Here is a 26,225-nt window from a genome sequence, read left to right on the forward strand (position 1 = left end):
AATTTAGCTCCATAAATTTAGAGCATAAAAAACGCTATAACGCACACGGCTATCGCCATCGCAGGAGCCGTTCGCTTAGCTATCTCGACCGGGCTAACCATCGCAAGACCGGCGCACACGATCGCTGCACCCGCGATAGGAGACGACGAGCGGCCTAGCGCGCCTGAGATAGCAGCGGCCATGCCTAGTTTATCTTGCGCGAAGCCAAGATCTGCGGCGTGAACGGTGATAGCTTGATTAAACGCCATAGTAGCCGCATCCCCAGAGCCCGTAACCGTACCCATGAGATACGGCACGAAAGTACCGCCGTAGCGTACGAACTCCTGAGAGTGTTTTAGCCACTCGGTGACTGCGCCGATCGCGCCGCACGCCTGCAGACCCGCGACAAAAACGCCCGCAGCGATGATGATACCCATGACCTCGGCGTATGCGCTGCCCATACCGTTAAAAAACTCTTTGGTAATCTTTTCAGGGCTAGTCCACGTGATGAAAACCGCGATGATAGCGCCGAGGATCATAGCCTCGGCCACGCCCATCTTCGTCCATGCTAGCCATGAAATTTTATTTAGGCTTGTGCCGCCGACGACTAGGATAACTAGCGGGATGAGAGGCGCTAGAGCAAAGAGTAAATTTACCTTCGTCTGCGTCGCTTCGCCGGCGTTGCTTGTAGATTTAGTCGAGAAATCCTGTCCTTTTTGATAATCTTTAAAGATAATAGCCGTCAAGCTAATCACGATCAAAACGACGATGCCTGCGGCGACGGCGTTTGGAAACTGTACGCCGATGACGTCTTGGACGGTGTAGGCTTCATTGGTCTTTTTTACCATGTCGGTTACGAAGATATTGTGCGCCGAACCAGGGCTTAGCACGCCGCCAAACGTACCCGCAAACACCGCAGCTCCCGCCATCGCAGGACGTACGCCAGATGCCATCAAAAGCGGTATCATCGTAGCTCCCACCGCAGCCGAGCAGCCCGCAGCCGACGGTATCGCGATGTTGATAAAATAAGTTAGTACGAAAGTAGCCGGAATCAGCAAAAATCCGATATTTTTCATCGGTTTGGTAAGTAGCAAAACCAGGTGCTGGTCGCACTTAGTCACTTTCATAACGTAAGCAAAGCCCATGCTGGCGCAAATCGCCTTGATAAGGCCGGCCGAAGTCATCGACTTCGTAAAGCTCTCAAGCGCTCCGAGCGGATTTAGACAGACGACGCAGAGTACGAGTCCCACGCCGATGAGCACGGTTTTGGTCTCTCTTTTTTTGACCAATAAAAACACGACGGCGATCAAGCCTATGACCGCACAGATTAGCTTAGCAGTAGCCATTTTGTCCCCTTTCGTTTTGTTTTTTATACTTATTTCAAATTTAGATCAAATTTGCGCCGCCTAAGTTTTGCACGCTAAATTTGAGTCAAATTTAATCTTTTCGTTTAAATTCGTCGACGGGCGTTTATCTAAAATTTGCGCCCCTCTAAAGATTGCGCCTCAAATTTGAGATTTTTGTCCAATTTCGCCAAACCGTAACGAATATTTAAAGAACGTTTTGCCGATTTTAGCCCGCTCGTTAAATTTGAGCATGGGCCCAAACGGCTAAATTTTAAAGCTCTCGCCGACTTTTATGAGCTCGGTTTCTTTTTGATACGCCATTTTTAAGACGGGACTATTTTCCATGCCCATCACGGTTGCGTTTTCGCCCTTTATCCTTAGAGCCGTGCCTTCGGGCAGCGCGTAGATCAGGCTTTTTTGATTTACTATCAAAAACTCCTCCAGCCTCTCCTCTCTGCTTTCGCCGTTGTGTCCGGCGATCTTACCGCTGATAAAATGCGGATTTATCTGATGCGGGAAGATATTTAACGCGTCAAAGCTTTTTGGCATGATGATAGGCATGTCGTTTGTGGTCATCATCGTGCTTCCGGCGACGTTTGCGCCCGCGCTCCAGCCAAAATACGGCACTCCCGCCTCCACTCTTTGCTTAATCGCATCCACTAAATCAAATTTATAAAGATAGTAAAGCAACGCAAAGGTATTTCCGCCGCCTATACAGATAGCTTTAGCCTCGGCTACGGCGCGCTTTGGATCGCTAAATTTATGTATAGACGCGATATTTTTGTACTCCAGGCAGTCGATGACCTTTTGCTCGTACTCGTCGTTCGTGCGGCGAACTCCGGCGTACGGGATGAAAAGTACCTGCTCGTCCCAAACTCCGCACTCTTTCAAAAACTCGTATATCCAGTTTTTACAATGCTTAAGATAGCCCGTATCTTTGTAGCTCGAACTGCTTAAAAGCAAAGCCTGCTTCATAAAATCCTCCTAAATTTACAGATTTCAACATCTAAAAACTCAAAAACGTAATTTAAAATATAAAGATAATATAAAAAATTTTCTTTAAATAAAATATTTAAAACTATATGCTAAACGAGCTTAAAAACCGATAAAAAGTGATAATATTATGAGATTAAATAATATATTTGTTTAAAATCATTCCGCCAAATTTCAGCGTCTCGCAAGCCGCGGGGTTATATCATTATCAAATTTTAACGAGAAAGGGCAAAAATGACGCAGTTTGACGCGAGAAATGTCAGCATGGTGATGGATCTTTACGAGCTTACGATGGCGGAGGGGTATTTTAAAAGCGGAGATCAGCCGCGCGTGGCGTTCGATGTTTTTTACCGCAAGGTGCCCGACGGCGGCGGTTTTGCGATATTTGCGGGACTTGAGCAGATCATAGAATATGTAGAGAATTTACACTTTGACGATAGCGACGTGGCGTATCTGCGCTCGTTAAATTTATTTAGCGAGGATTTTTTGGACTATCTGCGTAAATTTCGCTTTAGAGGCGATATATATGCATTTGCTGAGGGGACGATCATCTATCCGCAAGAGCCGTTTATGACCGTAGTAGCCTCGCCTATAGACGCACAGCTCATAGAGACGGCGATTTTATCGCAGATAAACCACCAAAGCCTCGTCGCGACCAAGGCTAGGCGCATCGTAAAAGCTGCGGACGGTAGGAGCGTATTTGACTTCGGCGCCAGACGAGCGCATAACTTCGATGCGGCCGTATACGGCGCCAGAGCGGCCTATATCGGCGGCGCGGACGGCACGGCGACGGTGCTGGCGGCTAAGGCTTTTGGAATACCAACTACCGGCACGATGGCGCACAGCTGGGTGATGTATTTTGGCGACGAGTTTGAAGCCTTTAAGCACTACGCCCTGCTCTATCCAGATTCCGCTTCGCTGCTCGTAGATACCTACGACGTGCTGCATAGCGGAGTGCCAAATGCTATAAAAACGGCAAAAGAAGTACTTGAACCCATGGGTAAGCGCCTAAAAGCCGTTAGGCTAGACTCGGGCGACCTAGCGTATCTATCTAAAAAAACGCGCGCGATGCTAGATGCGGCGGGGCTACAAGACTGCAAAATCATCGTCTCAAACAGTCTGGATGAATACACCATCGCCTCGATTTTAACCCAAGGCGGACGCATAGACGGCTTTGGCGTGGGCGAGCGCCTGATAACGTCAAAAAGCGATCCGGTTTTCGGCGGAGTCTATAAACTAGTCGCAGTCGAAAAAGGAGGCATTTTTAGCCCGCGTATAAAGGTCTCGGAAGCCGTAGAAAAGATGACTAATCCGGGTCTAAAAAAGGTCTGGCGCATATATAAAGACGGTCAAGCCATAGCCGACCTCATCGCAAACGCGGACGAAACGCCCGATCTCTCCAAACCCTACCGCTACATAGATCCCGAAAAGCCGTGGAAGGAGCTGTATTTTGAGGGCTGCAAGGCAAAACAGCTACAAAATCTAGTCGTAAAAGACGGCAAACGCGTGGGCGAAAAGGCAAATTTAGCAAAAACCAGAGAGTACGTAAAAGAGCAGCTCGAAAATGAAATTTGGCAAGAAGAACAGCGCTTTGAAAACCCGCACAAACACTACGTCGATATGAGCGTAGGCTACTACGAGATGAAGATGAACCTACTAAAACAAACCAAAAAATAGGCGAATCAGATTTCGCCTTTGCTTGATTTTAACGTCAAATTTGACCGCTGGATTTTAAAAATCGGCTCAAATTTGACGGCTTAAATTTAACTTACGATAACTGTTTTAGAGTAAATCCAACGACAAAATAGCTTTTAAAATTTGAGATAATTAATGTGAATGGGTGGTGGGTTCACCAGGACTCGAACCTGGGACCATCCGGTTATGAGCCGGATGCTCTAACCAACTGAGCTATGAACCCGCCAGCTGAAGTGAGGTTGTGATTATAGCAACGCAAAGCTTATTTACTGCTAAATTTTGATTTAAAACGCAAAAATGTATAATACGCCAAATTTAATCCAAGGCGAGAGATGAACGAAAATTTAAACGATTTCATAGACGCATTTTTACTAGACGGCGGCGAGCAGAGCGAAAAGGCGCTAATCTCGGCTCTAAAAAAGGCCGAATTTTTGGCGCCCGTACTCATAAACCAAGCCTTAGCAAAACCGGGCGGTAGCGCAGTTTACGAAGAAGAGGGCTCAAATATTAAATTTGTCCTACTAGAAGACGAGGAGAGCGGACTTAGCTATTTCCCGGCGTTTTCTAGTAGAGGCGAGATGATGAGATGGCGAAACGACGCCGAACAGGAGGCGATAAACCTGCGCCTAAAAGACTACGCCGCGATACTAGAAAGCGCCGAAGGCAAATATGCAGGTGTCGTGATAGACGCGTTTTCGCATAGTTTGATTTTGGATTTAGCAAAGCTCAAAGCGATCTGCGCGGAGTAAAATTTGGCCCAAATTCGGCGTCCGATGAGACAGTGGGTCCGCTCGGTAAATTTTAAGGACGGTACCGCCCGCAACCGAAAATTTGAGGGGAGAAAATGGATAAATTTAGAGAAAAATATATCGCGCTTCAAAAGGCGTTTTGGGACTCAGTCGGCGGCGCGGCAAGCATTTTGGCGCTATTTGAGTTCAAAGACGAGCTCGAAAAATGCGATGAAAAAGAAGCAAAGCTCGTGCTAGTTGACGTTTATGAGTTGCTGGGGCTAAAAAAGAGCGCCTGCGAGCTGTTAGCTAAAATTTGCGATCCGAAGGACAAAAAGCAGCTTAAAAAGCTCGGCTATCTAAAGCAGTATGCGCAAAACGGCGACGCGGGAGCGATAAAGCGTCCCAAAACCGCGAGCGAAGCAGCACGCCAAAGCAAAAAGCTAAAAAGCCTGCCTCATTTTCGCTACCATCCGGATCCCTTTAAAACAGGCATGTTTAAGGACGACGCGAGCGTGGTTTGCGAGTGCTGCGAGCAAGCAACCGACGTGTATTATTGCGGTAACGTTTACAGCGCGGAGGACGTGAACTACCTCTGTCCACACTGCATCGCTAGCGGCGCGGCTGCGGCTAAATTTGACGCCAGCTTCATCCAGGATGCCGACCCTCTGCCACCTAGCACTTCGGACGCGCAGGCTAAAACCGAGGAGCTATTTAAAAGGACGCCGGGGTATTTTAGCTGGCAGGGGGAGCACTGGCTTACATGCTGTGACGATTACTGCGAGTTTTTGGGCGACGTAGGCACGAAGGAATTAGAGGAGATGGGCATCGCAAAAGAAGTTTTTGAGGAATACGCTCTGCGCAGAGAATTTGCGGTAGAGGACGTGCGTGATTACCTCGTCGCGGGCGGCGATATGGCAGGCTATCTGTTCAGATGCCTGCATTGCGGAAAATATAAAATTTATGTCGATGCGAGTTAAATTTTAAAAATCGACGACGTGGCGCGGCAAGCACCCTAAAACAGCCAGCAAGGCGGCGCACCAAAGTAAAAAGCTAAAGGCGTTGCCTCATTTTTGCCATCACTCGGGTCTATTTAAAACGAACGTGTTTCGGGGATGATGTGAGCGCGATTTTCGAGCGCTGTGAAGGCGGCGGCATACCCCAAGAAAATGAGCTAAAAAGTTTAAAGCCTGCAGATACAAAAAACTTTAAACAATAAATAACGACTCAGACAACAGCAATAACGTAATGTTTGAAGGGAATTACACTGGAAGCAAAGATAAAGAACAAAAGGTGGCAGATATATATTTTAATGCAGACACCATCTCTTCAAAAATATAAAAATGATATAATCTGAATTGAGAGCAAACCAGTCAGACAAATTCGCAAAGCAGCGGAAATTTAAGACATCTAAATCAGGTGGTGACCCAAATACAAACAGTGACTAAAAGACAGGGGGTTATGTAATTATGAAAACTATTTTATTTTGGTTATTTACAGAGATCCAAAGCAAAGAACTTGGATTTATTGCTATTAGACGTGGCGTAGTTTTAAAAAACTTAATAAATTTTAGTAAGTATAAAATTCTTATCATTTTACTTTGTTTGTCTTATTGTCTCAATATTAATATCACAAACAGATTTGATTTTTTTGTGTATAACTTGGCTTATTTGATTATTAAAATATCATTGCCATTGTTTATTCTTTATACTTTCATAGATAAAAACAGCATTATAAAACATATTAATATCTCAAAAATAGACTTAACGCCACATCTTATGATAATTCTTTCAGGCTGTTTTCTGATGTTTATATACATATATGCAAAAGAGTATTTTTTATATTTTTTATTTATAACAACAATATTATTTTTTGTTTTTGCAATTAGAAGTATAAGTTTTGTTTTATTTTATATGCCAACTTGCGCCAAATTCTTCTCTGATTTCATTGATATGTTTGTTTATGACTGCTTTAAATTTGATGTTTTTATATATCCATTTTTATTTATTTTAATGGTATTTCTATACGACAAAACAAATAAAAAAATTAACTTTAAAAGGATAAAAAATGAAACTAACAATTAAGACCGCTCCACTAGGAACATCTTTAGGTATAAATACTGTGCCTCATTATTTATAGGTATTACGTAAATTTATGAAATACGTAACCGAAGCGGATTTCAAATTTTAAAGCCCAAAATCCATCATTTATAAAAAAATTACTCCTCGCCCGCATCAAACCCCAGCTCCAGCGTCCTTATCTCCCCTATCGCATTTCCCGCGATCCCCTTTATCGAGCCAAACATCTCGATCGCGTTGTCGCGCACCTTTTCGATCTGTTTTTCGCGGCTCTTCCAGATGCGTTTCATCGCGTTTTTCTCGCGCTCCAGCTCCTCGCTCATCGCAGAAAAGCCCTCCACGATAGCCTCGATACGCATCTTAAACTCGTTGCTAACCAGATACGAGTAGAGCATCTCCATCTTGTTTGAGCGGTTTTGCGCGGAGTTCCTAGCAAAATTTAGCTCCACGACGCCCTGTCTTAGCACAAAACAAAGCGCCTTAAACTCCTCGTAGTTGCACACCCATACGCCGTCAACCAGCCCCATACGCTCTAGTTCCCGCGGGCGCGCCTCGCTAACGAGCACTCCGACATCTGAGCCCGATGCACGCATATCGGCCTTAAATTTCTCTATCCATTCGTTTGAGAAATTTTTCGTGCGTTTGCTCTCGTAGTAAATTTTACCGCAGTTTTGCACCTCGCGGGTATTTACGATCTGCATCACGTCCGCGCCGTTTGCCCCCTTTTTGACCTCGTCTATGGTGTCAAATACAAACTTCTCCCGCAACCACGCCTCGATAGCTAGCTCTTGCGTCTCTCCTTGCAGTTGCTCGCTGCCCTGCTCTATGCGCCTTTGCGCCTCGTTTAGCTGCTTTTTTAGCGCTTCTAGCTGCTCGTCTTTTTGCTTAAATTTTAGCTCGTTTTGCTCGGCCAAAGCCTTGCCTAGCCGCTCTTTTTCCTCGTTTAGGCGCCTGCTTAGCTCGGCCTCGGTTTTAGCCATCAGCACGCTTTCAAACTCGCTCTTTTCGCGTTTTAGCTTTTCTATCTCAAGCGTCTTTAAATTTAGCTCGTTTATCTGCTTTGACTTAGCTTCAAGCTCGGTTTTTAGGGCGTTTACTATGTTTAAATTTTCGCCCTCGAGTTTTGCTTTTATTTCATTTTCAAGCTCGGTTTTTTTAGCGTTTAAGGCTGCGGCAAATTTGGCGTCGAATTCTTTTTCCTTCGCGTTTAAAGCGTCTAGATGCGCCTTGTATTCGGCCCTCTTAATCTCGATCTCTTTGTCAAAATCTCGCCTAGCCGCCGCCATTTTTTGCTTCATTTCAAGCTCAAGCTCGGTTTTTAGAGCCAAATTTACATCGACTTCAGCGCCGCAGTTACCGCATTTTACGCTACTTTGCATTTACAGCCTCGTTTTCATTTTTTCAAATTCGTCCTGCACGGTGGCCGAGTTTGGCTCGTTGCTCATCTTGTCTATCGCGTCGCCGTAAAGGCTGGTTAGATAAATCACGACGCAAGAAACCGCAAAGCCCGGCAATATCTCGTAAACGTAAGAATTTAGCCCAAGCGCTATCCAAGCAATCACCGTCGCTCCGCCCGTTATCATACCCAGCAAAGCAGCTAGCGCGCTCATCCTGCGCCAATAAAGGCTAAAAAGCAGCACCGGCCCAAAGCTCGCGCCAAAGCCCGCCCACGCGTATCCAACTACGTTTAACACGCTTTCGTTAAAGCTAAAAGCAAGCGCGGTAGCAACTAGCGCGACGGCCACGACGGCGTATCTGCCCGCGGCGACCTGAGCTTTTTGCGAGATTTCTTTTTTATAAAAGGCAAACACGAAATCCTGCGTCACCGAGCTTGCGCTAACCAAAAGCTGGCTAGAGATCGTGCTCATGATAGCTGAAAGTACGGCTGAGATGATGATACCCACGAAAAACGGATGAAACAGCGTCTCGCCAAGCTGCAAAAAGACCTTCTCGGGGTCTGCTAGAGGTAAATTTAACTCGCTGTAATACACAAAACCGATAAGTCCGCTCATCATCGCTCCTACAAGCCCTATCGCCATCCAGCCGATTCCGATGCGGCGCGCTTGGGCTAGCTCTTTTGAGCTTCGTATCGCCATAAATCTAACTATGATGTGCGGTTGCCCGAAGTAGCCAAGCCCCCACGCCATGAGTCCTAGGATGCTTAAAAAAGTCTGGCCATAAAAGACGTTTAGGTGGTTTTTGCCGTATTTTGACACCTCGTTCCAAAAAGTAGCTCCGTCTGGCAAATTTAGATTACAAAACGCTACTACCGGCACGGCGACGAGCACCAAAAACATCAGCGCGCCCTGAAACGCGTCCGTGATACAAACCGCGCGAAAACCGCCAAAAAACGTGTAAAAAACGACGATAGCCAGCGTAAAAATCGCGCCGAATTTAAAATCTAATCCAAAAAAGCTCTCAAAACTCTTGCCGCCCGCGATTATGCCGCTACTCACGTATAGCGTGAAAAATATCAAAATCAAAAGCCCTGAGACTATGCGTAAAATTTTAGTCTCGTCCTTGAAGCGATTTTGTAAAAAATCGGGGATCGTGATGCTGTCGCTGGCAACCTCGGTATAAACGCGCAGGCGCTTTGCTAAAAACAAGTAGTTGCAATACGCGCCTATAACGAGCCCCAAAACCATCCAAATCGTAGCAAGCCCCGTGGCATATAGCGCGCCCGGCACGCCAAGCAGCATCCAGCCGCTCATATCGCTGGCTCCCGCGCTTAGCGCGGTTACGACCGGCCCTAGGCGCCGATTATCGAGCAGGTATTCGCCCATATTAGCGTTTTTGTTATACGAGTATCGCCCCACGAAAAGCAAAAATCCAAAATACAGCGCGATGGCGATATAGCGTGCATAATCCATAAATTTCCCTCGGGTTTTAAATTTGAGTTACGATAATATGATAAATTTGTTTAAAAGATAATTTTTTCGCGTAAAAAAGGTTAAATTTATATTTTTTTTCGTATTATTAAATCTCATTACGCTTTTAAGGTTTAAGAAATGCTAAACGAAAAATTTTTCAGGGCGCTTTTTTTCGTCCTCATCGTCTCCGCGGGCGTTTACTATTTTTACCCGACGGAGTTAAACGAGGCGCAACGTCTAGCCTACCTTAAAAGCTACGGCGTGACGCTGGGACTCACCATAGGCGGCACGGCTATCGGCGTGACTTTGGGCTTTATTTTGGCGTTTTTAAAGTTTTTAAATATCAAAATTTTAAGCTTTCTCATCGACGAATACGTGGATATCCTGCGCGGAACGCCGATTATTTTGCAGCTTCTTATATTTTCGGTCGTGATTTTCGCGACTTGGAGCGATAACTTTTACGTTGCTTTGATCGCGCTTGGGCTAAACAGCTCCGCCTACGTCGCAGAGATCGTACGTAGCGGCATAAATAGCGTCGATAAAGGGCAAATGGAAGCCGCAAGGGCGATGGGCTTAAACTACTACGTCTCGATGCGCGAAGTGGTGTTCCCGCAGGCGACTAAAAACATCCTGCCTGCGCTTGCGAACGAATTTATCTCGCTGTTTAAAGAGACCTCGGTCGTTGGCTACATCAGCGTTATCGATATCACAATGCAAAGCAAGAGCTTGCAAGCGGTGTTTTATAGCCCGGAGCCCGTCATTTTCACGGGCATAGTTTACTACGTCAGCGTGAAGTTCTTTACGTTTTTGGTTAAAATTTTAGAGAGGAGGCTAAATCGCCATGATTGAGATTAGAAATTTGAGTAAAAATTACGGCGATTTGCGCGTCCTAGACGACATCAGCGTAGATATCAAACAAGGCGAAATCATCGCTATCATAGGCCCAAGCGGCGGCGGCAAGAGCACGTTTTTGCGCTGCATAAACCGCCTAGAAGAGCCAAGCGGCGGGCACATAAAGATAAACGGCGAGGATATAACGAACAAAAAAACGGATATAAACAAAATCCGTCAAAAAGTGAGCATGGTTTTTCAACACTTTAACCTTTTTGCAAATAAAAACGTCTTGCAAAATTTAACCCTAGCTCCGATAAAAGCGGGAATTTTGGATAAAGAAAGCGCGGAAAAAAGAGCCGACGAGCTACTAAAAAGCGTGGGTCTAAGCGATAAAAAATATGCCTTCCCGCACAAGCTCTCAGGCGGTCAAAAACAGCGTATCGCAATAGCTAGAAGCCTTGCTATGAACCCAGAGGTCATACTCTTTGACGAGCCTACCAGCGCGCTAGATCCCGAGATGATCGGCGAGGTACTAGACATCATGAAGGACGTCGCGGCAAAGGGCATCACGATGCTAGTAGTCACCCACGAGATGGGCTTTGCTAAAAACGTGGCAAATAGGATATTTTTCATGCACGGCGGTAAAATAGCCGTGGACGACACGCCTAAAAACGTATTTGAAAACCCTAGTAATCAGCGTTTGCAGGATTTTCTAGGTAAAATTTTAAACCACTAAAAGGAGGTCAAAATGTCACAAAACATCGTTGCGGCTTTGTCTGCCGGCAAATTTAAAAAACTTTTAGTTTTCGTAGCCGCCGCTTTGATGCTTTCAGGCTGCGGTCAAAGCTCGAATGAAAAAGCGAGTAAAGACGCCGCAGTAAAAAACGAGGCAGCCCCCGTAGCGGTACAACAAACGATAAGAGTGGGTTCGAGCGCGGACTATCCGCCGTTTGAGTATATCGACGAGCACAACAAGATCGTAGGCTTTGAAATCGACATGATAGAGGCCGTCGGCAAGAAAATCGGCGTCAAATTCGACATACAAAACATGAGCTTTGACGGGCTCATACCGGCTCTAAAAACGGGCAAGATAGACGCCGCGCTAAGCGGTATGAGCGCGACCGAGGAGAGAAGAAAATCGGTCGATTTTACGAAGCCTTATTATTTTTCGGATAATCTTTTCATCCGCAAAAAAGGCACCGACGTAAATGCGACCAATATGCATCTCAAAAAAATAAGCGCGCAAATAGGCACATTGCAAGAGACCGCGGCTAAATCTATCTGCGGCGACCTAGCCGTGCCTGCAGAAACCGTAGCGGCTGCGATTTTATCGCTAAAAGCGGGCAAAATAGACGTCGTGCTAACAGATAGCCCGATCGGTTACGAGTATCTAAAGCAAAACTCTGATTTGGAGGAGTTTTTAAAGCTTCCCGACGGCACCAAGGGCTTTGCCGTCGCGTTTGATAAAGGCAAGCACCTAGAGCTAATCGGCAAGATAGACGCCGCGATAGAGGAGCTCAAAAAGAGCGGCGAATTTGACAAGATGATGGAAAAATACGGCCTAAAGTAAATTTGCGAGCCCGCGCCGTGTCGCGGGATTAAATTTAAAACCAAATTTAAAGGAGAGAAAATGAAAAAGATTTTTGCGCTGCTTTTAGCGGCTCTAGCTACGCTTGGCGCCGCCGAGCTAAAGATCGGTACCGCTGCTAACTATCCGCCGTTTGAGTACGTAGACGAGCAAAACAAGATCACGGGCTTTGATATGGATCTAGTGGCAGAACTAGCCAAACGCGCGGGTTTTGAGTATAAGATCGTAAATATGAGCTTTGACGGCCTAATCCCAGCTCTAAAAACGGGCAAGATCGACGCCGTAGCAAGCGCGATGAGCGCAACCGACGATAGACGAAAGTCGGTTGATTTCACGCAGGCTTACTATGCGACGGAAAACATCTACTTGCGCGCTAAAGGCAGCGACGCTATCGCTAGCAAAGACGCCCTAAACGGCAAAAGAGTGGGCGTGCAGCAAGGCACCGTCCAGGAGATCGCCGCTAACGCTATCGCAGGCGCTAAAGTCGTGCCTGCCGAGGATCCCGTTCCGCTAATCATGGGACTAAAAAAAGGTAAGATAGACGCGGTCGTGCTTGATAGCTCGATCGGTTACGGCTTTTTAAAGAAAAATCCCGAGCTTGAAGAATTTTACAAAGAAAACGACGGTAGCGAGGGCTTTTCTATGGCGTTTGACAAAGGCAAGCAAGCAGATCTAATCGCTAAAATAAACGCCGCGCTCGACGAGATGAAAAAAGACGGTAGCTACGACAAACTGCTAGAAAAATACGATCTGAAATAATGAAAAAAAGCGCATTTTTTACTCTGATTAAATTTTGCGCTTTAGCCTTGCTGTCGGTAAATTCGGTCGCTCAGTTTACCGACATGCAAATAACCCAAACGACCAAATCCAAACGCGAAAAAGTCGTCAAAGAGGTCCTTTTTCTAGAAAAAATTTTAGACTACAATACCTTCGTCTTTAGACTAAACGCTGCCGTGATTGCCCCTTGCAAGCTCGCAAACGTTAAATTTTACGACGGTTCAAAATGCATAAAAGATAAAAAAGAGTTAGAAATTTTCAGCAAATCCTACGACAAAGAGATCAAAAAGATATTTCGTCCTGAGCGCAACTACTACGTGCTCACGCTAAAAAATCTAGGCGATAGATGGCTGTGCGAAGTAAGCGACGAAAGCAGAATCCTAAACAAAACCCTGGTCAAAAACGGCCTCGCCTCGCCTACTAGCAAAGAGTACCAAAAAATCGAGGTCAAAGAGGACTGGGCCAAGAAAAATCACGCTGAAATTTACGAGTGTCTAACCGGCAAAAAGCTAGAAGAACCGAAGAAAAAACCTAAAAAAGCCGAAAATAACGCCACTAAAAACAATCAAACCAAGCAAAACTCTTTAGGCTCGCAACCTACTCAAACGCAGCCGCAAACTCGGCCGACGCCGATGGAGTCGCAAGGAAACGGCCCCGTCAATTTAAAGGAGCTAGGAGTCGAGTTCGGCAAGGATTTTGGCGACAAATAAATTCGCCCAAAGATAAATTTAACAAAACCGCTCAAGGCAAAACAATGAAAAATCCTAAAAAAAATATCCTAATCATCGCAGGCAGCGACAGCGTCGGGGGCGCAGGCATACAAGCCGACATAAAAACCTGCGAGGCCTACGGCTGCTACAGCGCGACTGCGATCACGGCTCTAACCGCGCAAAACACGAGCGGCGTAAGCGCGGTAATGCCCGTAACGTCCGAGTTTTTAAACGCGCAGCTAGAAGCAGTTTGCGCCGAGCTAAAATTTGACGCCGTAAAGATCGGCATGCTCTTTAACGAACAGCTCATAGCCTGCGTCAAAGCCTGGCTAGAGCAAAACCGCGGCGTGGCTACCGTGATAGACCCCGTCTGCGTGGCGAAATCCGGCGCCAAACTACTGCAAGAGGGCGCTATAAACGCGCTAAAAGAGCTTTTAAGCCTCGCCCGCATCGCGACGCCCAATTTAGACGAAGCGCGCATTTTGGGGTTAAATTTTGACGGCAAGAGGTTAAATTTAGGCGCGGATCTACCCTGCGACGTGGTGCTAAAACGCACGCAAACGAGCGCGATTTGCGAGGACACGCTTTATAAAAAAAGCGGCGAGATAGTTAAATTCGGCGAGCCGCTAGAGCAGCCTACGATCATGCATGGTGCGGGCTGTAGCTTCTCCGCGGCTATCGCCTGCGCCCTAGCGTGCGGGGCAGACGAGATAACGGCGATCAGACGCGCCAAAGCCTTCGTCGCAAACGCGATCAAAAACGCTCACGGTTCAAATTTCGGCGTGCGGCTGCTAGATCACAAAGCCGCGGGCGAAAATGTCTGAAATTTACGCTATCACGGACGACGTCCTAACGCCCGAAAATAGCGTGCTAGAGCAAGCTCGCGAGCTACTAGAGTGCGGAGTGAAATTTTTACAGTACCGCACCAAGATTGAGCCCAAAAACGAGCGCGTAGCGACCGCTCTAAAAGAGCTTTGCGAGCGCTACGGAGCGAGATTTATCGTAAACGACGACGTAAAATTTGCCGCTAAAATAGGCGCGAACGCCGTGCACATCGGCAAAGATGACGGCGGAGTAAAGGCCGCTCGCAAGATCCTAGGCGAGGACGCTTTCATCGGCGTTAGCTGCTACGACGATCTAAATTTAGCCCTAAAAGCGCAGGATGAGGATGCCTCTTACGCGGCATTTGGCGCCCTGTTTGCAAGCCCGACCAAGCCAAACGCTCCACTTTGCAAATTTGAAACAATAATGCGCGCGAAGGAAATTTTACGTATCCCCATTTGCGTGATCGGCGGCATAAACGCGGCAAATATCGCCCAAATCGCCGCGCTAAATCCAGACTATATCGCCGTTATATCAGCGCTCTACCGGCCCGCATCCATAAAAGAAAATTTGGAGAATCTACAAGCGTTTTTGTAAAAATACGCCAAATTTACGTCGCTAAGCCGCGCAATGCTCCGCTCAAATTTAAGCCAAGTTCGCTAAAATTTGCCTGATTAAAAAAGGAGAAAAAATGAAAACTCTAATCATCTTAGCCCACCCGAGCATCCAAAACTCGGTCATAAACAAACGCCTGCTGCAAGAGGCTCTCAAAGAGCCGCAGCGCTTTAGCGTCCATGATTTGACGCAGGTTTACGGAGGCGAAAGTATTGACGCCGCGCGCGAGCAAGAGCTCATCAGAGCCCACGACGCCCTCGTTTTGCAGTTTCCGCTTCATAACTTCTCCTGCCCTCCGATTTTAAAATCATGGATCGACGCTGTGATGACGCACGGTTTTGCCTATGGACGCGGTTCAGACGGCATAGCGGGGCGCAAGGTGGCGCTAGCCGTGACTGCGGGCATCAAAAAAAGCGACTACTGCCCGCAAGGACGCTATCATTTTAGCTTGCGCGAGGTTCTTACGCCGTTTGAGCTTGCGTTTAAATACTATTTTCACGCCGATTACCGCGATTTTTTCGCATTTTACGGCGCCGAGGAGACTCCGGGCGTGGACTACGTATCAAGCGATAGCGAAATAGAGCGCGGCGCTAGAGAATACGCGGAGTTTTTGCGAAATCTAGGCTAAATTTGACGGTCGCAGTTAGTCTTGCTACGCGTAAATTTACCTCGCTATAAATCACGGAAGCTGCGCCACATTTAAGCTTTATCGCCGTTATTTCCGCGATTTACCGCCCAGCAAAATTTGCAAGCGTTTTTGTAAGGCTTAAAATTTGAAGAGTCTGCTTACGCTACTCAAATTTTAAGCCGAATTTTAGCGTCAAATTTACGGCGATCGAGCTCAAATTTGAAGTCTCTGCGCCAAATTTGCCAAGCCGCGCCGAAGATTAATCTTTTTTATAAAACACGTTAAAGCAGACTCCGCCGAGCAAGATTATCAAGCCGGCAATCCCCGCAAAAGGCGAAAACCAAAAATCCATCGTCCCCGCGCAGAGCAAAACAAGTCCTGCGCAAAGGCTGATCGTGATGTCCACGATAAAGCTAACACCTCTCTCGAAAAAACCTTGCGATTTTTTCGCCGTTAGATTTTTGCTGAGATTTCGTATCTCTAAAACCTTGAAATTTTCATACTTCACGCTCGCTTCGTCGCCGTTTGCTAGCTCCAGAGCGCGCTTTTTAGGGCTGCTACCCCACAAAAACGTATCGCCGACCGTGACGCTAAAATAATTTTTCTCTTTCGTCTCAAAAATCCTTAGATTTCGCGCCGTGCCGCTAACCTTACCGTTTGCCTTGGGCTCTTTTGTGGCGCCAAGCATCAACCTAACGCGCAAGCCCAAAGACGCCTCGCCGTGATATTTAAACCAAACAAGGGCAAGAGAGCCGAAACCAAAAACTAGCAGCAAAGTGCCAAAAAGCGGCTGCCGTCCGTCAAATCCTGAGAAAATCGCCCAAACGCCGGCCGCGCCAAACAGCAAAAACAGCACGAAAAACAGAGCCGAAAAAAAGGAGCTAGGCTCGTAGGCGTACCAGGCCGCGGAGTTTAAAGAGCGATTCTTTAGCCCCAAAACCCGCCCCTTTTTATCGCAAACGACCAGCGTTTCGTCGCCGTCATTTACCGGCAAGAGCGGACTTTGTAGCGAGCGGATGTTTAAAATTTGATCCTCCAAGCTAAAGCTATAATCAAACCCGCTTTTGTCTTTATAGACGCACTCAAGCAAGCCAGCGCGACCGCCGAGCAGTTTTAAACCGTTTTGCGTTTTCATTTAAAAAATCTCCTCAAATTTGACGTCATTTTATAAATCCATCTCATTTAAAAATTTTCTTACAGTTAGATATGCCTCGACAGTGCCGCTTAAGCTCTTATTTTCGCTCCAGTATATGTGCAAAAATGGCAGTGATAAAAACAGGCAAACAACAAAGGCAAACAAGGCTGCCATGCCTGCAAATTCGGACAAATGCTTGCTTAGATAAATGATAGGTATCGAAAAGATCGCGCCTAAAATTTTACCCGGAACGATATCAAAGATCGCCGCCCAAGATAGTATAAAGTGCGCGCGCCAAGCGTAGTTTTTGAGCCACTTGCCCGAGGTTAAATTTTTAAAATTCCAAACCTCGTTTTGCTCGTCGTAGGCTACGGCTAAACGGTCGTTTTCGCACGGCACGAGGCGCTCTTTGAGGTTTTTAACGTTAAATTTCACGCCCGCGATCTCAAAAGCGCACTCGTCCGTAGCAGCATTCCATCTCACGTTTTTTACCTCGCCCGCTAAGACCTGAAACTCGCGCGAATCTCGCATCTAATTTTTCTCCAAAGTTTTTGTAAATTCGTAAAAATTAACGCCGTGCAAATTTGAGCTGGGCGCAAAAATACATCAAATTTGAGCGGGGCAAAACCTGGGCGGGCGCGTAAATTTGACCACGAGCGGAGAAGCCCAAGCAAAGGCTTTAAGCCTGACGAGCTAATTTGACCGGGCGCTAGCAGAATTTAGCAAATTTACGCCGTAAAGCCCGCCGGGCAAAAGCTCGCAAGCCGCAAAATGCCGCCGGAAACGAGCCAAATTTGCCCGTAAAAAGCAGTCAAATTTGAACAAAAGCAAATTCTGCACCGCTCGATAAATTTACCCAAAAATCAATACAAATTTAAGCCTAGTAATTGCCGACGCGTCAAATTTGAGCCGAGTAATCTAAATTTACATGAGACGCGAAGCCGCCCGCAAAAAGACAAAAGCGCGGACGGTTAAATTTGACGGATCGCCTGATCAAAAAAGCAAATTTACGCCGCAAAAGCCCGCAAATTTAGCGTGCCGATAGTCCTTCTAGCTCTTTTGCCAGCGAGTTTACTTTTGAGTCGTCCATGCCGTTGCGCTCGACGTCGCTCACGACGATGTCCTCCCACGCCTTGGCAAACTCGGCCTGAGATAGCCCGAGGCCGCCCTCGCCCTTTGGCAGCATGCCGCTGATCACCAGCGCGCGGAAGCACACGTGGCGGTCGCCCTTGTAGGCTTTGCACTGCTCTAGCGAGTTTTTAAACTCGGCTCCTAGGTGCTGCGTGACCTTGTCGTCCGGGTACTTTTCCGCCGCGCGAGCTATGTCAAGTGCGGCTTCGTAGTACTGCGATATGGCCTTAAATTCGTCGTTTTTAGCGGCGTACTCAAGCAGCTCGCCCGCTCTTTTGCTATCCCTTGGCGCGCCTAAACCAGTAACGTAGAGCAGTCCCAGATCCCCGCAGGCGTCTCTTAGACCCTCGTCGCAGTATTTTTTGCGAAGTTCGAATTCCTCTTTAAATTTACCGCTTTCAAAGTAGTTGTTCTCGCCCGCTACGGAGTTGTACTCGCGCAGTACTTTTGCGTACTGCTCGGGACTATATGGCTTTGCCTGCGCGCAAACGGCGCAAAGAGCAAACATGGCTGCGGCTAAAATTTTATTCATTTCTTTTCCTTTTTGGTTTTAAATTTTTTAATAGTTTTTTTGATGGCCTTTATCAGGTAGGCGACGTCTTTTTGCGTGTGCGAGTAGTGCAGGCTCACGCGCACCCAGCCGGGCTTTTGGTCAAATTTCTGATCGTCTTTTAGCCCGAGCAGATCGTGTCCGTACGGGCCGGCGCACGCACACCCCGCGCGTGTCTGCACGCCGTAGTCTTCGCTAAGCGCCTCGGCAAAATCATAAGGCGAAACGCCCTTAACGTTAAAAGCAAAAATCGGCAATCTCGGCACTCCGCGCGGACAGTAGCTCACGACCTCGGTGATCTCGTCTAACCCCTCGCAAAACTGTTTCGTGAGCTCATCCTCGCGGCTTTTTATGACGTCTAGGCCGACCTCGTTTCGCAGCCTGTATGCTAGAGAGGCTCTGATCAGCCCCATCACGTGCTGGGTGCCGCCCTCCTCGGTGCGCTCCACGCTTGGCGCAAAAAAATGCGAACTGCGGCTCACGTAGCTAACCGTCCCGCCCGCGGCGAAGGTCGGTTTATCGGACTTTACCAGCTCTTTTTTTATCGCGAGCAGTCCGCAGCTGCCTACGCCTCCTAAAAGTTTATGCGGCGAGAGAAATAACGCGTCGAAGTAGTCGGCGTCAAGGTTGTCGTGCGGGCTAAGGCTAGCCGCGTCAAAGGCCACGGTCGCACCGTATCGCTTCATCATCACGTAGATTTTTTTGTAGTCGCTGATTATCCCCGTGACGTTTGAGGCCGCGCTAAAAGAGCCGATGATCTCGCGCTTTGAGTTGATTTTGAGCAGTTGATCGAGCCTGCCGAAATTTATCTCCCCGCTCTTGCTTAGCGGTATGCGCACGACCTCGCACAGCCCCTCGCGCAGGCTGACTTCGTTTGAGTGGTGCTCGTAGGGCGAGACGATCACTAGTGGCAAATTTGCGCCCTTTAGCCTCTCCTCGCCCAGGCGGTTCGCGCTCATAGGAGGCAGATAAAGCCCCATGATTTCCTCAAATTTCTTTATCGCTCCGGTCGCGCCGCATCCTGCGCAGATCAGATAAAACCGCTCGTCAAGCCCCAGCGCGTCTTTTAGGCTCTGCCTTGCTTTTTCGTAGCGCTTTTGCGTCTTTAGTGCGTTTGAGGCGCTTTCAGAGTGCGTGTTGGCGTAGGTTTTTAGGTATTTTGCGATCTTGCGCTCGATAGGCGCGTAGGCTAGACCCGAGGCCGTATAGTCAAAGTAGCGCACGCCTTTTTTTAAAATAATATTTTTCCTGATTTCGTCGATGCTAACCAAAATTTTTCCTTGTAAAAAAAGAGATTATAACCAAAGTTGTGCTAAAATGGGCTAAAAAGGAGCTAAAATCTACGCCTTAAAATCAAGCTTCGCGCGCTTTAAGCACCTTGATATCTTGCAGCTTATTTACTTTCATCTAGTCTTTGACGCGCTAAAATTTGAAGCGAATTATTACGATATTTTCGAGGCGATTGAGAAGGAAATTTTAGATAAATTTGAGCTTTTACGGATGAGATTCGACGTTGATTGCCCCTTTGCGGACGAGCTAAAATTCTCGCTTTGCAAATTCGCCAAAAACGACCGCAAAAAATTTACGCTCGGTAAATTCTTCCCTCGTCCTCTTGTCTTAAAAATTTACGCCGCCGCAATAAACTCGGGCCTAGTCAGCATCGAAAAGACGCTGGAAAAACCGCGCGTAAAAGATAAACGCCAAAGAGCCAAAAAAGGCGCGGGACGCGAGCTGGCACAGGATAAATTTATATTTAACGACAACTTTACCAGATTTTGGTTTTATTTCATCGAGCCCAATTTTGCCCTTTTAAAAAACGGCGAAAAGGCCGAGCTGATGGAGCTTATCAGACGAGAGTTCGACTCGTACGCGGGCTTTGGCTTTGAGCTGCTTTGCCGCGAGCTTTTGGCCTTTAGGCTAGGTATCGAGCCCGCGCGGGTGCGGAGTCTGTGGGCGAAAAATATCGAGATAGATATATTTTTAAACATTGATGGACGCATCGTCGTCGGAGAAGCTAAATTTAAAGAGCATAAAATTTGCAAAAACGTGGTAAATTTACTCCTTAAAAAATGCGAGCGACTAGGCTTTGAGCCCGATGCCGTCGCACTATTTTCCAAAAGCGGCTTTAGCAACGAAGTGCGCCGCTTAAAAAACGACCGAATTTTACTTTTTGATTTAGAAAATTTCGAGGAGCTTTTATGACCCAGATCGATAAAACCAGCGTCCAAGACGGACTAAAAAGCCTGATCGAGCAGACCTATCTGATAGAACGCGAGTATAAAAACCTGACCGCGTCGTATGCGAATTTGCAAGGCTTTATCAAAGATATCGTGGAAATTTTGCCCAATGCGATCTGGGTTTTGGACGAGGCGGGCGAGATATTTTTACAAAACTCAGAAGCCCTAAAACTCGGACAAATTTTAAAATTTATCCCGCAAAATGAAGGCGAGATAAGCGCCGCGGGGCAAATCTACCTCATCAAAATCGCCCAAAAAGAGGGCAAAAAAATCATCTCCGCAACCGACATAACGACCGAAAAACGCACCGAGCGCCTAGCCTCGATGGGTCAGGTCGCCGCCCACCTAGCCCACGAGATACGCAACCCCGTAGGCTCGATCTCGCTGCTAGCCTCCACGCTGATAAAAAAAGCGAGCGACCACGATCGCCCCGTCGTCGAGCAGATGCAAAAGGCCATCTGGCGCGTCGAGCGCATCATCAAAGCCACCCTGCTTTTCACCAAAGGCCTAACGATAAACGCGCGCGAATTTAACCTAGCCGAGCTAAAAAGCGAGTGCGAAGCGGCGATAGAGTGCTACACATACGGCAAGGAGATCAAATTTAGTCTAAATTTCCCCGACCTGCCCTATGTGGGCGACCGCGATCTGCTCGCGATGGTGTTTCAAAATATGCTGTTTAACGCGATCGATGCGGTCGAGGAAAACGAGGACGACGAGGGCTGGGTGCGCGTGGACTACGAGCAGCGAGAGGGCGAGCATAAATTTGCAGTGACCGATAGCGGCGTGCCGATCAAAAACCAGGCCATGGTCTTTGAGCCCTTTAAAACGAGCAAACTAAAGGGCAATGGCCTTGGGCTGTACCTGTGCCTACAGATCGTCCAGGCGCATGGCGGCAGTATCGAGATCGAGCTTGAGCCAAAGAGCTTTTGCGTAAATTTGCCCGCAAAGACGCGCGGCTAGGCGGAGTTTAAATTTAAGAAAATTTAGGGGCGACGAGAGGTTTGAAATTTGCTTCAAAGAGACGAACAACAAACGTAAAAACAACCAAAACAAGGAGAGAAAATGAAATTCGACGCGAAAATTTTAGAGGATTTGGCGGTGTGGTTTGAGGAGCTAAAGGATATTAAATTTAGCGAACTTTTAGCGGGCGATGCGGCAAACACCGCATTTATCAGCGTGGATATGATAGAGGGATTTTGTAGCACCGGACCGCTAGCTAGCCCGCGAGTGGGCGCGATCGCGGACGGTATAGCGCGGACTTTTAGCGCGGCTTATGCGGCGGGCGCTAGAAATCTCGTGCTGCTCGAGGATAGCCACGAGGCAAACTGCGCGGAATTTGACGCATTTCCGCCCCACGCTATCAAAGGCACCGATGGCGCAAAGACGATACCGCAGCTACGCGATCTGCCGTTTTTTGACGAGATAAAAATCTTTCGCAAAAACTCCCTGAGCGCGGCCTACTGCGCCGATTTTAACGCATTTATTGCACAAAATCCACAGATCGATACCTTCGTGGTGCTGGGCGACTGCACCGACCTGTGCGTCTATCAGCTAGTCTCGCACCTAAAACTTAGCGCGAACGAAGCAAACGTCAGGCGCAAAGTCCTAGTGCCGGCAAGCCTCGTCGCCACCTACGACGCGCCGGGGCACGAGGGGGACTTTTATCACGCGATGTTTTTGCGGCATATGCAAACGGGTCTTGGCGCGCAGGTCGTGCGAGGGATTAAATTTTAGCGCCGATTTTGCGGGCGGAGCGGCTAGTAAATTTAGACTACTAGCGGGGTCAAATTTGAGCTAAAGCGCGAAATTTGACTACTTGCCGTGCGTTTATAGAAAATCTCTTGGATGATAAATTTGCACGCCTTTGGCGTCCGTCTGCGCGGCGGCAATGACGGCGGCGGCGATATCCTTAGCGCTCATCGGGCGGTAGTTCGTTAAGATAAACTTCGGCAAAAGCCCAAACAGCCAAATCGTAAAAAGCTCACCCATACGCACCTGCTCGCGCTCGCTTTTTATCGCAGGTAGCCGCGCGATTTGTAAGCTCTCGTAATCCAGCGCGGCGATTTTTTTCTCCGCCTTGCCCTTTGCGCGCAGATAAAAAAATCTCGACCGCTCGTTTGCGCCCTGCGACGAGATGAGCGCTAAACGGCGCGCACCTGATGCGATGCCCCATTTTGCGATATTTACGGGGTAGCTCACGTCCACTTTATAAAACTGCCCGCGACTACCGGCTTGTTTCATCGTCGTGCCAAGCGCGCAAAATATCTCGTCTACCTCGCACGGCCGTATATCTTTGATCTCGTCAAAATTTATGATTTGCGTCTCTAGCTTTTTGTGGCTAAAATTTAGCTCCCTACGCGCCCAAACGATGATTTTGTCGTAGTTTTCGCTCTCGCAAAGTCCGCGCACGATCTCGCATCCGACCGCTCCCGTAGCACCCACGACCAAAGCCGTTTTACCCATTTTAGCTCCTTAAATTTCTTTAAATTTTAACGCGCTTTGCAGTCAAATTTAACTCCGGCGCTACGTTATTCTAAATTTTACGCGCATATCGTCTGCACAGCACGGCTCATCGTGCGATCTATAAATGCGTAAAATTCAAAGGCGCCTGCCTGCGCAGCTTGTCGCTACGAAGCCGAATCAAGTCCTGCTCGCACGTAAAGAAGCAACTTAACAGCGCAAGCTATAAGTGAGCTTGCGCCTCACCCGATCCGCTATTTGGCGGCTGCTATATAATTAAATTTCGGTTCGCTAAGTTTAAATTCGAAGCTAGCCAAATCCACCTCTCCGATGCATGCATCGCTATCGTAAAGCGTGAGCAAAAATTCTGCCGTTTGTTCGCTGCTGTGATATTGCGAAAACGCCGTATCGTAATCAAATCCGCGCTTTCCCGAAGCTACGTCGCAAAACTCGCTTTTAGTCGCGGCGGGAGCTAGAACTTTAGCCTGCATTTTGGCCTCTTTATCCTGCGCCAGCTCGTGGCTCAAACCCTCGGTGAAAGCGCTTACGAAAAATTTTGTAGCGCAATACGGCACGACGCCGGGCGCCAGAAAATAGCCGCCCACGGAGGAGATGTTTATAAGCTGAGTTTGTTTGCGTTTGTAATCTCGCGTAAATAAGCTCGAAAGTATCGCGAGCGCGGTTACGTTTAGGTCTATCATTCTTACCGTTTTTTGTAAATCCTGCTCTCCCACTAAGCCAAAATCCCCAAAGCCAGCGCTATTAATTAGCGCCTTTAGCTCGTAGCTTTTTAGCTCGTCCCAAAGCGCTAGGACGTTCTCGCTATTCGCAAGGTCGCAAATTTTAATCACGATGTCTGGTTCGGGTGAAATTTTAGCGATCTCGTCCTTTAAGCTTTGCAGCAGCTCCGCTCTGCGCGCGATTAGGATCAAATTTTCTCCGCGCCTCGCAAACGCCTTTGCCGCAGCCGCTCCGATACCAGAACTCGCGCCCGTGATGACGATATATTTTTTCATTTTCTATCCTTTCTTGGCTTTTTCAGTTTAAAATTTTACTAAAGCCCGCCGCGTATTCACGTGCGAACTCATCTTAAATTTACAAACTCGCCCGCGTTTTGCGGGGCGTTTTATTCGTCGCTTATGGGCGTGCGCTTGGTATCTACCGCTTTGCCGTCAAGATAATACCGACCGCCGGCGACGTAGTGGAGCGTTTTTAGCTCGTCAGGGATCTTTTCAAACAGCCAGTGCCCGCCGTCAAATATCCGCTCGTCCGCGTATGCCGCGACGACCTCGCCGATGAAAAGATCATAATTCTGCTCGTTATGAGGCTCGGGGATACGCTTGCAAACTAGCCATGCGGCGCAGCCCGCGATCAGCGGCACATCGAAGTCATCTTTATAAAAAATTTCCACGTTTTTCATCTTGTCCGCGTTATCAAAGCGCGAGTTATTTTCGGCGCCCAGCTCGCTAACCAGCTCCGCCTGCGCTGCCGTGGGGATCTGCACGGCGAAATACCCGCTCTTTTCGATGAGCGTCCTCGTGTACGAGCCGTTGTGCGGCACGATGGTAACCTTGTCATAATCAAGCGCCTGCGCCCACGTTATTGCCATCGCATTGAAGTCACCATCGTATTTGGCCGATACGAGCGTGGTCGCGCCGGGGTTTAGGATACGGTATGATTTTTGTAGATCTACTTTTATGATCGCCATTTTTGCTCCTTTGACTTGGTTTTTGTTAAATTTTCCCGCTTTTTTGAGCCGCCTTGGCGAGCTTTTCAAATTTGACTTTAACTCGCCAGGCCGCCATATCAAGCCTAAAAACCGCAAATTTAGCTAAATTTACCGCGCCTTTTCGCAGTGCTCTCCGTACGGCACCAGCTCGCAAAGGCGCGCATGCAGCCGCTTCACCTCAGCCTCGCCGGAGATCTCGCGTAGCTCTTTTTCGTGATATTTAGCCAGCATGATGCAGCCTGCGAGCATATCGGTTTCGTGGCAGCTTCTAACAAGCGCCATTACCCCCTCCTTGGCCCCATAAGGCATCGCCATCGTGCCGAATCTAAAACATCGCCAAGCGTCCATCTCGCACGCCTTGCGCATATAGCCCACGGCATGCTCCGGCGCGCTGCTGCCGATGGCTAGTCCCAGATGCTCGCAGCCTAGCGCCGAGCCCTTTTCGCATGCGGTTTCGTATAGCTTTTTCGCGCGTTTTTCATCCTTGCCTGGCGCGCCGTCAGCCTCAAGGCTCTTGCCGTACTGCACGCAAGCATCTTGATAGCCGCTATCGCAAGCCGGACTCAAAATCTCTCTAGCGGCGATGAAATCTTTGTTATTTATGTGCATTTCGCCCGCCGCCGCGCACGCGTCAAATTTACCACCCTTGCACGCATCAAGCAAAATTTGCATCGCTTCGCGAATGTCTTTTTCATTTTGCTTTTTGGCCTGTTTTTGGTAAAACAAGATCACTCGCTTGCAAGCTCTCGCGTCCTTTTGGGCGCACGATTTTTTGAGCTCCTCGTATCTAGCGTTTAAAAACGCCTCTTTTTCGGGGCTTAGTTCGCCTTTTTTGGGCTCGCCGGCCACAGCCGCGATAGCAAAAAGTATCAACACAATCAAATTTTTCATTTTATTCCTTAAATTTATTTTGTTAGCGCCCTTGCGAGGCTAACGCCTACGCCGATCGGTTCGCGCAGGGCTTTTATCTTAAATTTATTTTTCAAAATTTAGTAGCTAAACTCGTCCGCAGCGTATCTTTTTATTAGTTTTAGCTTCATTGCCTTGTCTTACCAAGCTAAAACGGTTACTTTTGTACTCGCAAAGTTTGTTGCTATTATAATGCAAATTTGGACCTTTTTACAAGGCGCCGAGGATAATTAAAGGGCAAATTTGCCCTTTAAATTTAGTTTAGTAGAAGCGATTTTATATCTATTTTATACTCTATCATCTTACTTTCAAGCATAAATTCTTGCGTAGCTTCAAGGGCTTTTATGTCATCAGCAGTGATCTTTGAGCTAAAGTCGTACTGAGGATACATGCTCTTTACCGCCTCTATGC

27 protein-coding genes and 1 tRNA gene are annotated in these 26,225 nt (G+C 47.6%); 15 read left to right on the forward strand and 13 right to left on the reverse strand.

What is annotated here, in order from left to right:
- Nucleotides 1-17 precede the first annotated feature (17 nt).
- Together dcuC and pepE are read right to left on the reverse strand one after the other, a co-directional pair.
- Nucleotides 18-1,325, reverse strand: coding sequence for a C4-dicarboxylate transporter DcuC (gene dcuC / locus RWM02_RS01890; RefSeq protein WP_314068753.1), 1,308 nt, complete (start codon nucleotides 1,323-1,325; stop codon nucleotides 18-20).
- A gap of 264 nt (nucleotides 1,326-1,589) precedes the next feature.
- Nucleotides 1,590-2,300, reverse strand: coding sequence for a dipeptidase PepE (pepE, locus tag RWM02_RS01895; protein WP_314068754.1), 711 nt, complete (start codon nucleotides 2,298-2,300; stop codon nucleotides 1,590-1,592).
- A 252-nt stretch (nucleotides 2,301-2,552) separates the two neighbouring features.
- On the opposite strand from pepE, the gene RWM02_RS01900 reads away from it, so the two are divergent.
- Nucleotides 2,553-3,995 carry a nicotinate phosphoribosyltransferase gene (locus RWM02_RS01900; protein ID WP_314068755.1) on the forward strand — a complete coding sequence of 481 codons (1,443 nt, stop codon included), beginning with the start codon at nucleotides 2,553-2,555 and terminating at the stop codon, nucleotides 3,993-3,995.
- Between the two features lie 164 nt (nucleotides 3,996-4,159).
- On the opposite strand, the gene RWM02_RS01905 is transcribed toward RWM02_RS01900, so the two are convergent.
- A tRNA-Ile gene (locus RWM02_RS01905) sits at nucleotides 4,160-4,236 on the reverse strand.
- 109 nt (nucleotides 4,237-4,345) lie between these two features.
- On the opposite strand from RWM02_RS01905, the gene RWM02_RS01910 reads away from it, so the two are divergent.
- From RWM02_RS01910 to RWM02_RS01920, 3 genes are all read left to right on the forward strand, one after another.
- Nucleotides 4,346-4,762: an SseB family protein gene (locus RWM02_RS01910; protein WP_314068756.1), complete on the forward strand. Its 417-nt coding sequence runs from the start codon at nucleotides 4,346-4,348 to the stop codon at nucleotides 4,760-4,762.
- A 95-nt stretch (nucleotides 4,763-4,857) separates the two neighbouring features.
- On the forward strand, nucleotides 4,858-5,721 hold the full coding sequence (locus RWM02_RS01915) for a CbrC family protein (RefSeq protein WP_314068757.1): 864 nt from the start codon (nucleotides 4,858-4,860) through the stop codon (nucleotides 5,719-5,721).
- Between the two features lie 489 nt (nucleotides 5,722-6,210).
- Nucleotides 6,211-6,825, forward strand: coding sequence for a hypothetical protein (locus RWM02_RS01920; RefSeq protein ID WP_314068758.1), 615 nt, complete (start codon nucleotides 6,211-6,213; stop codon nucleotides 6,823-6,825).
- 134 nt (nucleotides 6,826-6,959) lie between these two features.
- On the opposite strand, the gene RWM02_RS01925 is transcribed toward RWM02_RS01920, so the two are convergent.
- Nucleotides 6,960-8,198: a DUF2130 domain-containing protein gene (locus RWM02_RS01925; protein ID WP_314068759.1), complete on the reverse strand. Its 1,239-nt coding sequence runs from the start codon at nucleotides 8,196-8,198 to the stop codon at nucleotides 6,960-6,962.
- Nucleotides 8,199-9,689, reverse strand: a complete 1,491-nt coding sequence (putP, locus tag RWM02_RS01930; protein ID WP_314068760.1) for a sodium/proline symporter PutP — start codon at nucleotides 9,687-9,689, stop codon at nucleotides 8,199-8,201. It lies immediately after the preceding gene.
- 138 nt (nucleotides 9,690-9,827) lie between these two features.
- Between putP and RWM02_RS01935 the strand changes: the two genes are divergently transcribed.
- The 8 genes from RWM02_RS01935 to RWM02_RS01970 all read left to right on the forward strand — a co-directional run bounded on the left by RWM02_RS01935 (nucleotide 9,828) and on the right by RWM02_RS01970 (nucleotide 15,663).
- On the forward strand, nucleotides 9,828-10,538 hold the full coding sequence (locus RWM02_RS01935; RefSeq protein ID WP_122862687.1) for an amino acid ABC transporter permease: 711 nt from the start codon (nucleotides 9,828-9,830) through the stop codon (nucleotides 10,536-10,538).
- Complete coding sequence (locus RWM02_RS01940; protein ID WP_314068761.1) at nucleotides 10,531-11,259, forward strand: amino acid ABC transporter ATP-binding protein; 729 nt, start codon at nucleotides 10,531-10,533, stop codon at nucleotides 11,257-11,259. The genes RWM02_RS01935 and RWM02_RS01940 overlap by 8 nt, the downstream gene beginning before the upstream one ends.
- Before the next feature lie 12 nt (nucleotides 11,260-11,271).
- Nucleotides 11,272-12,093: a transporter substrate-binding domain-containing protein gene (locus RWM02_RS01945; protein ID WP_314068762.1), complete on the forward strand. Its 822-nt coding sequence runs from the start codon at nucleotides 11,272-11,274 to the stop codon at nucleotides 12,091-12,093.
- 60 nt (nucleotides 12,094-12,153) lie between these two features.
- Complete coding sequence (locus tag RWM02_RS01950; protein WP_314068763.1) at nucleotides 12,154-12,870, forward strand: basic amino acid ABC transporter substrate-binding protein; 717 nt, start codon at nucleotides 12,154-12,156, stop codon at nucleotides 12,868-12,870.
- Entirely contained in the window at nucleotides 12,870-13,598 is a 729-nt protein-coding gene (locus RWM02_RS01955) for a hypothetical protein (RefSeq protein WP_314068764.1), read from the forward strand. The genes RWM02_RS01950 and RWM02_RS01955 overlap by 1 nt, the downstream gene beginning before the upstream one ends.
- Nucleotides 13,599-13,642: 44 nt before the next feature.
- The gene (gene thiD / locus RWM02_RS01960) at nucleotides 13,643-14,422 is read left to right on the forward strand and encodes a bifunctional hydroxymethylpyrimidine kinase/phosphomethylpyrimidine kinase (protein ID WP_314068765.1); all 780 of its coding nucleotides are present in this window, start codon (nucleotides 13,643-13,645) and stop codon (nucleotides 14,420-14,422) included.
- Complete coding sequence (thiE, locus tag RWM02_RS01965; RefSeq protein WP_314068766.1) at nucleotides 14,415-15,017, forward strand: thiamine phosphate synthase; 603 nt, start codon at nucleotides 14,415-14,417, stop codon at nucleotides 15,015-15,017. Before thiD ends, thiE begins: the two co-directional genes overlap by 8 nt.
- A gap of 94 nt (nucleotides 15,018-15,111) precedes the next feature.
- Entirely contained in the window at nucleotides 15,112-15,663 is a 552-nt protein-coding gene (locus tag RWM02_RS01970; RefSeq protein ID WP_314068767.1) for an NAD(P)H-dependent oxidoreductase, read from the forward strand.
- 259 nt (nucleotides 15,664-15,922) lie between these two features.
- Here the strand turns inward: RWM02_RS01970 and RWM02_RS01975 are convergent, their stop codons facing one another.
- The 4 genes from RWM02_RS01975 to RWM02_RS01990 form a co-directional block, all read right to left on the reverse strand.
- Nucleotides 15,923-16,798, reverse strand: coding sequence for a hypothetical protein (locus RWM02_RS01975; RefSeq protein WP_314068768.1), 876 nt, complete (start codon nucleotides 16,796-16,798; stop codon nucleotides 15,923-15,925).
- Between the two features lie 30 nt (nucleotides 16,799-16,828).
- Nucleotides 16,829-17,329 carry a hypothetical protein gene (locus tag RWM02_RS01980; protein WP_314068769.1) on the reverse strand — a complete coding sequence of 167 codons (501 nt, stop codon included), beginning with the start codon at nucleotides 17,327-17,329 and terminating at the stop codon, nucleotides 16,829-16,831.
- A 499-nt stretch (nucleotides 17,330-17,828) separates the two neighbouring features.
- Complete coding sequence (locus RWM02_RS01985; protein WP_314068770.1) at nucleotides 17,829-18,461, reverse strand: SEL1-like repeat protein; 633 nt, start codon at nucleotides 18,459-18,461, stop codon at nucleotides 17,829-17,831.
- Entirely contained in the window at nucleotides 18,458-19,750 is a 1,293-nt protein-coding gene (locus RWM02_RS01990) for an aminotransferase class V-fold PLP-dependent enzyme (RefSeq protein ID WP_314068771.1), read from the reverse strand. The genes RWM02_RS01985 and RWM02_RS01990 overlap by 4 nt, the downstream gene beginning before the upstream one ends.
- A gap of 115 nt (nucleotides 19,751-19,865) precedes the next feature.
- On the opposite strand from RWM02_RS01990, the gene RWM02_RS01995 reads away from it, so the two are divergent.
- From RWM02_RS01995 to RWM02_RS02005, 3 genes are all read left to right on the forward strand, one after another.
- Nucleotides 19,866-20,681 carry a DUF234 domain-containing protein gene (locus tag RWM02_RS01995; RefSeq protein WP_314068772.1) on the forward strand — a complete coding sequence of 272 codons (816 nt, stop codon included), beginning with the start codon at nucleotides 19,866-19,868 and terminating at the stop codon, nucleotides 20,679-20,681.
- A complete protein-coding gene (locus tag RWM02_RS02000; protein ID WP_314068773.1) occupies nucleotides 20,678-21,676 on the forward strand; it encodes a sensor histidine kinase in 999 nt (332 codons plus the stop codon). Before RWM02_RS01995 ends, RWM02_RS02000 begins: the two co-directional genes overlap by 4 nt.
- Before the next feature lie 102 nt (nucleotides 21,677-21,778).
- A complete protein-coding gene (locus RWM02_RS02005; RefSeq protein WP_314068774.1) occupies nucleotides 21,779-22,450 on the forward strand; it encodes a cysteine hydrolase family protein in 672 nt (223 codons plus the stop codon).
- Between the two features lie 93 nt (nucleotides 22,451-22,543).
- On the opposite strand, the gene RWM02_RS02010 is transcribed toward RWM02_RS02005, so the two are convergent.
- From RWM02_RS02010 to RWM02_RS02025, 4 genes are all read right to left on the reverse strand, one after another.
- Nucleotides 22,544-23,179 (reverse strand): NAD-dependent epimerase/dehydratase family protein, encoded by a 636-nt coding sequence (locus RWM02_RS02010; protein WP_314068775.1) that lies wholly within the window; start codon nucleotides 23,177-23,179, stop codon nucleotides 22,544-22,546.
- A gap of 251 nt (nucleotides 23,180-23,430) precedes the next feature.
- The gene (locus RWM02_RS02015) at nucleotides 23,431-24,192 is read right to left on the reverse strand and encodes an SDR family NAD(P)-dependent oxidoreductase (RefSeq protein WP_314068776.1); all 762 of its coding nucleotides are present in this window, start codon (nucleotides 24,190-24,192) and stop codon (nucleotides 23,431-23,433) included.
- 110 nt (nucleotides 24,193-24,302) lie between these two features.
- Entirely contained in the window at nucleotides 24,303-24,884 is a 582-nt protein-coding gene (locus RWM02_RS02020) for a flavin reductase family protein (protein ID WP_314068777.1), read from the reverse strand.
- A gap of 129 nt (nucleotides 24,885-25,013) precedes the next feature.
- Nucleotides 25,014-25,796, reverse strand: coding sequence for a tetratricopeptide repeat protein (locus RWM02_RS02025; protein ID WP_314068778.1), 783 nt, complete (start codon nucleotides 25,794-25,796; stop codon nucleotides 25,014-25,016).
- Nucleotides 25,797-26,225 lie beyond the last annotated feature (429 nt).

The sequence above is a fragment of the Campylobacter showae genome (assembly GCF_963515975.1).
Classification (GTDB): Bacteria; Campylobacterota; Campylobacteria; order Campylobacterales; family Campylobacteraceae; genus Campylobacter_A; species Campylobacter_A showae_F.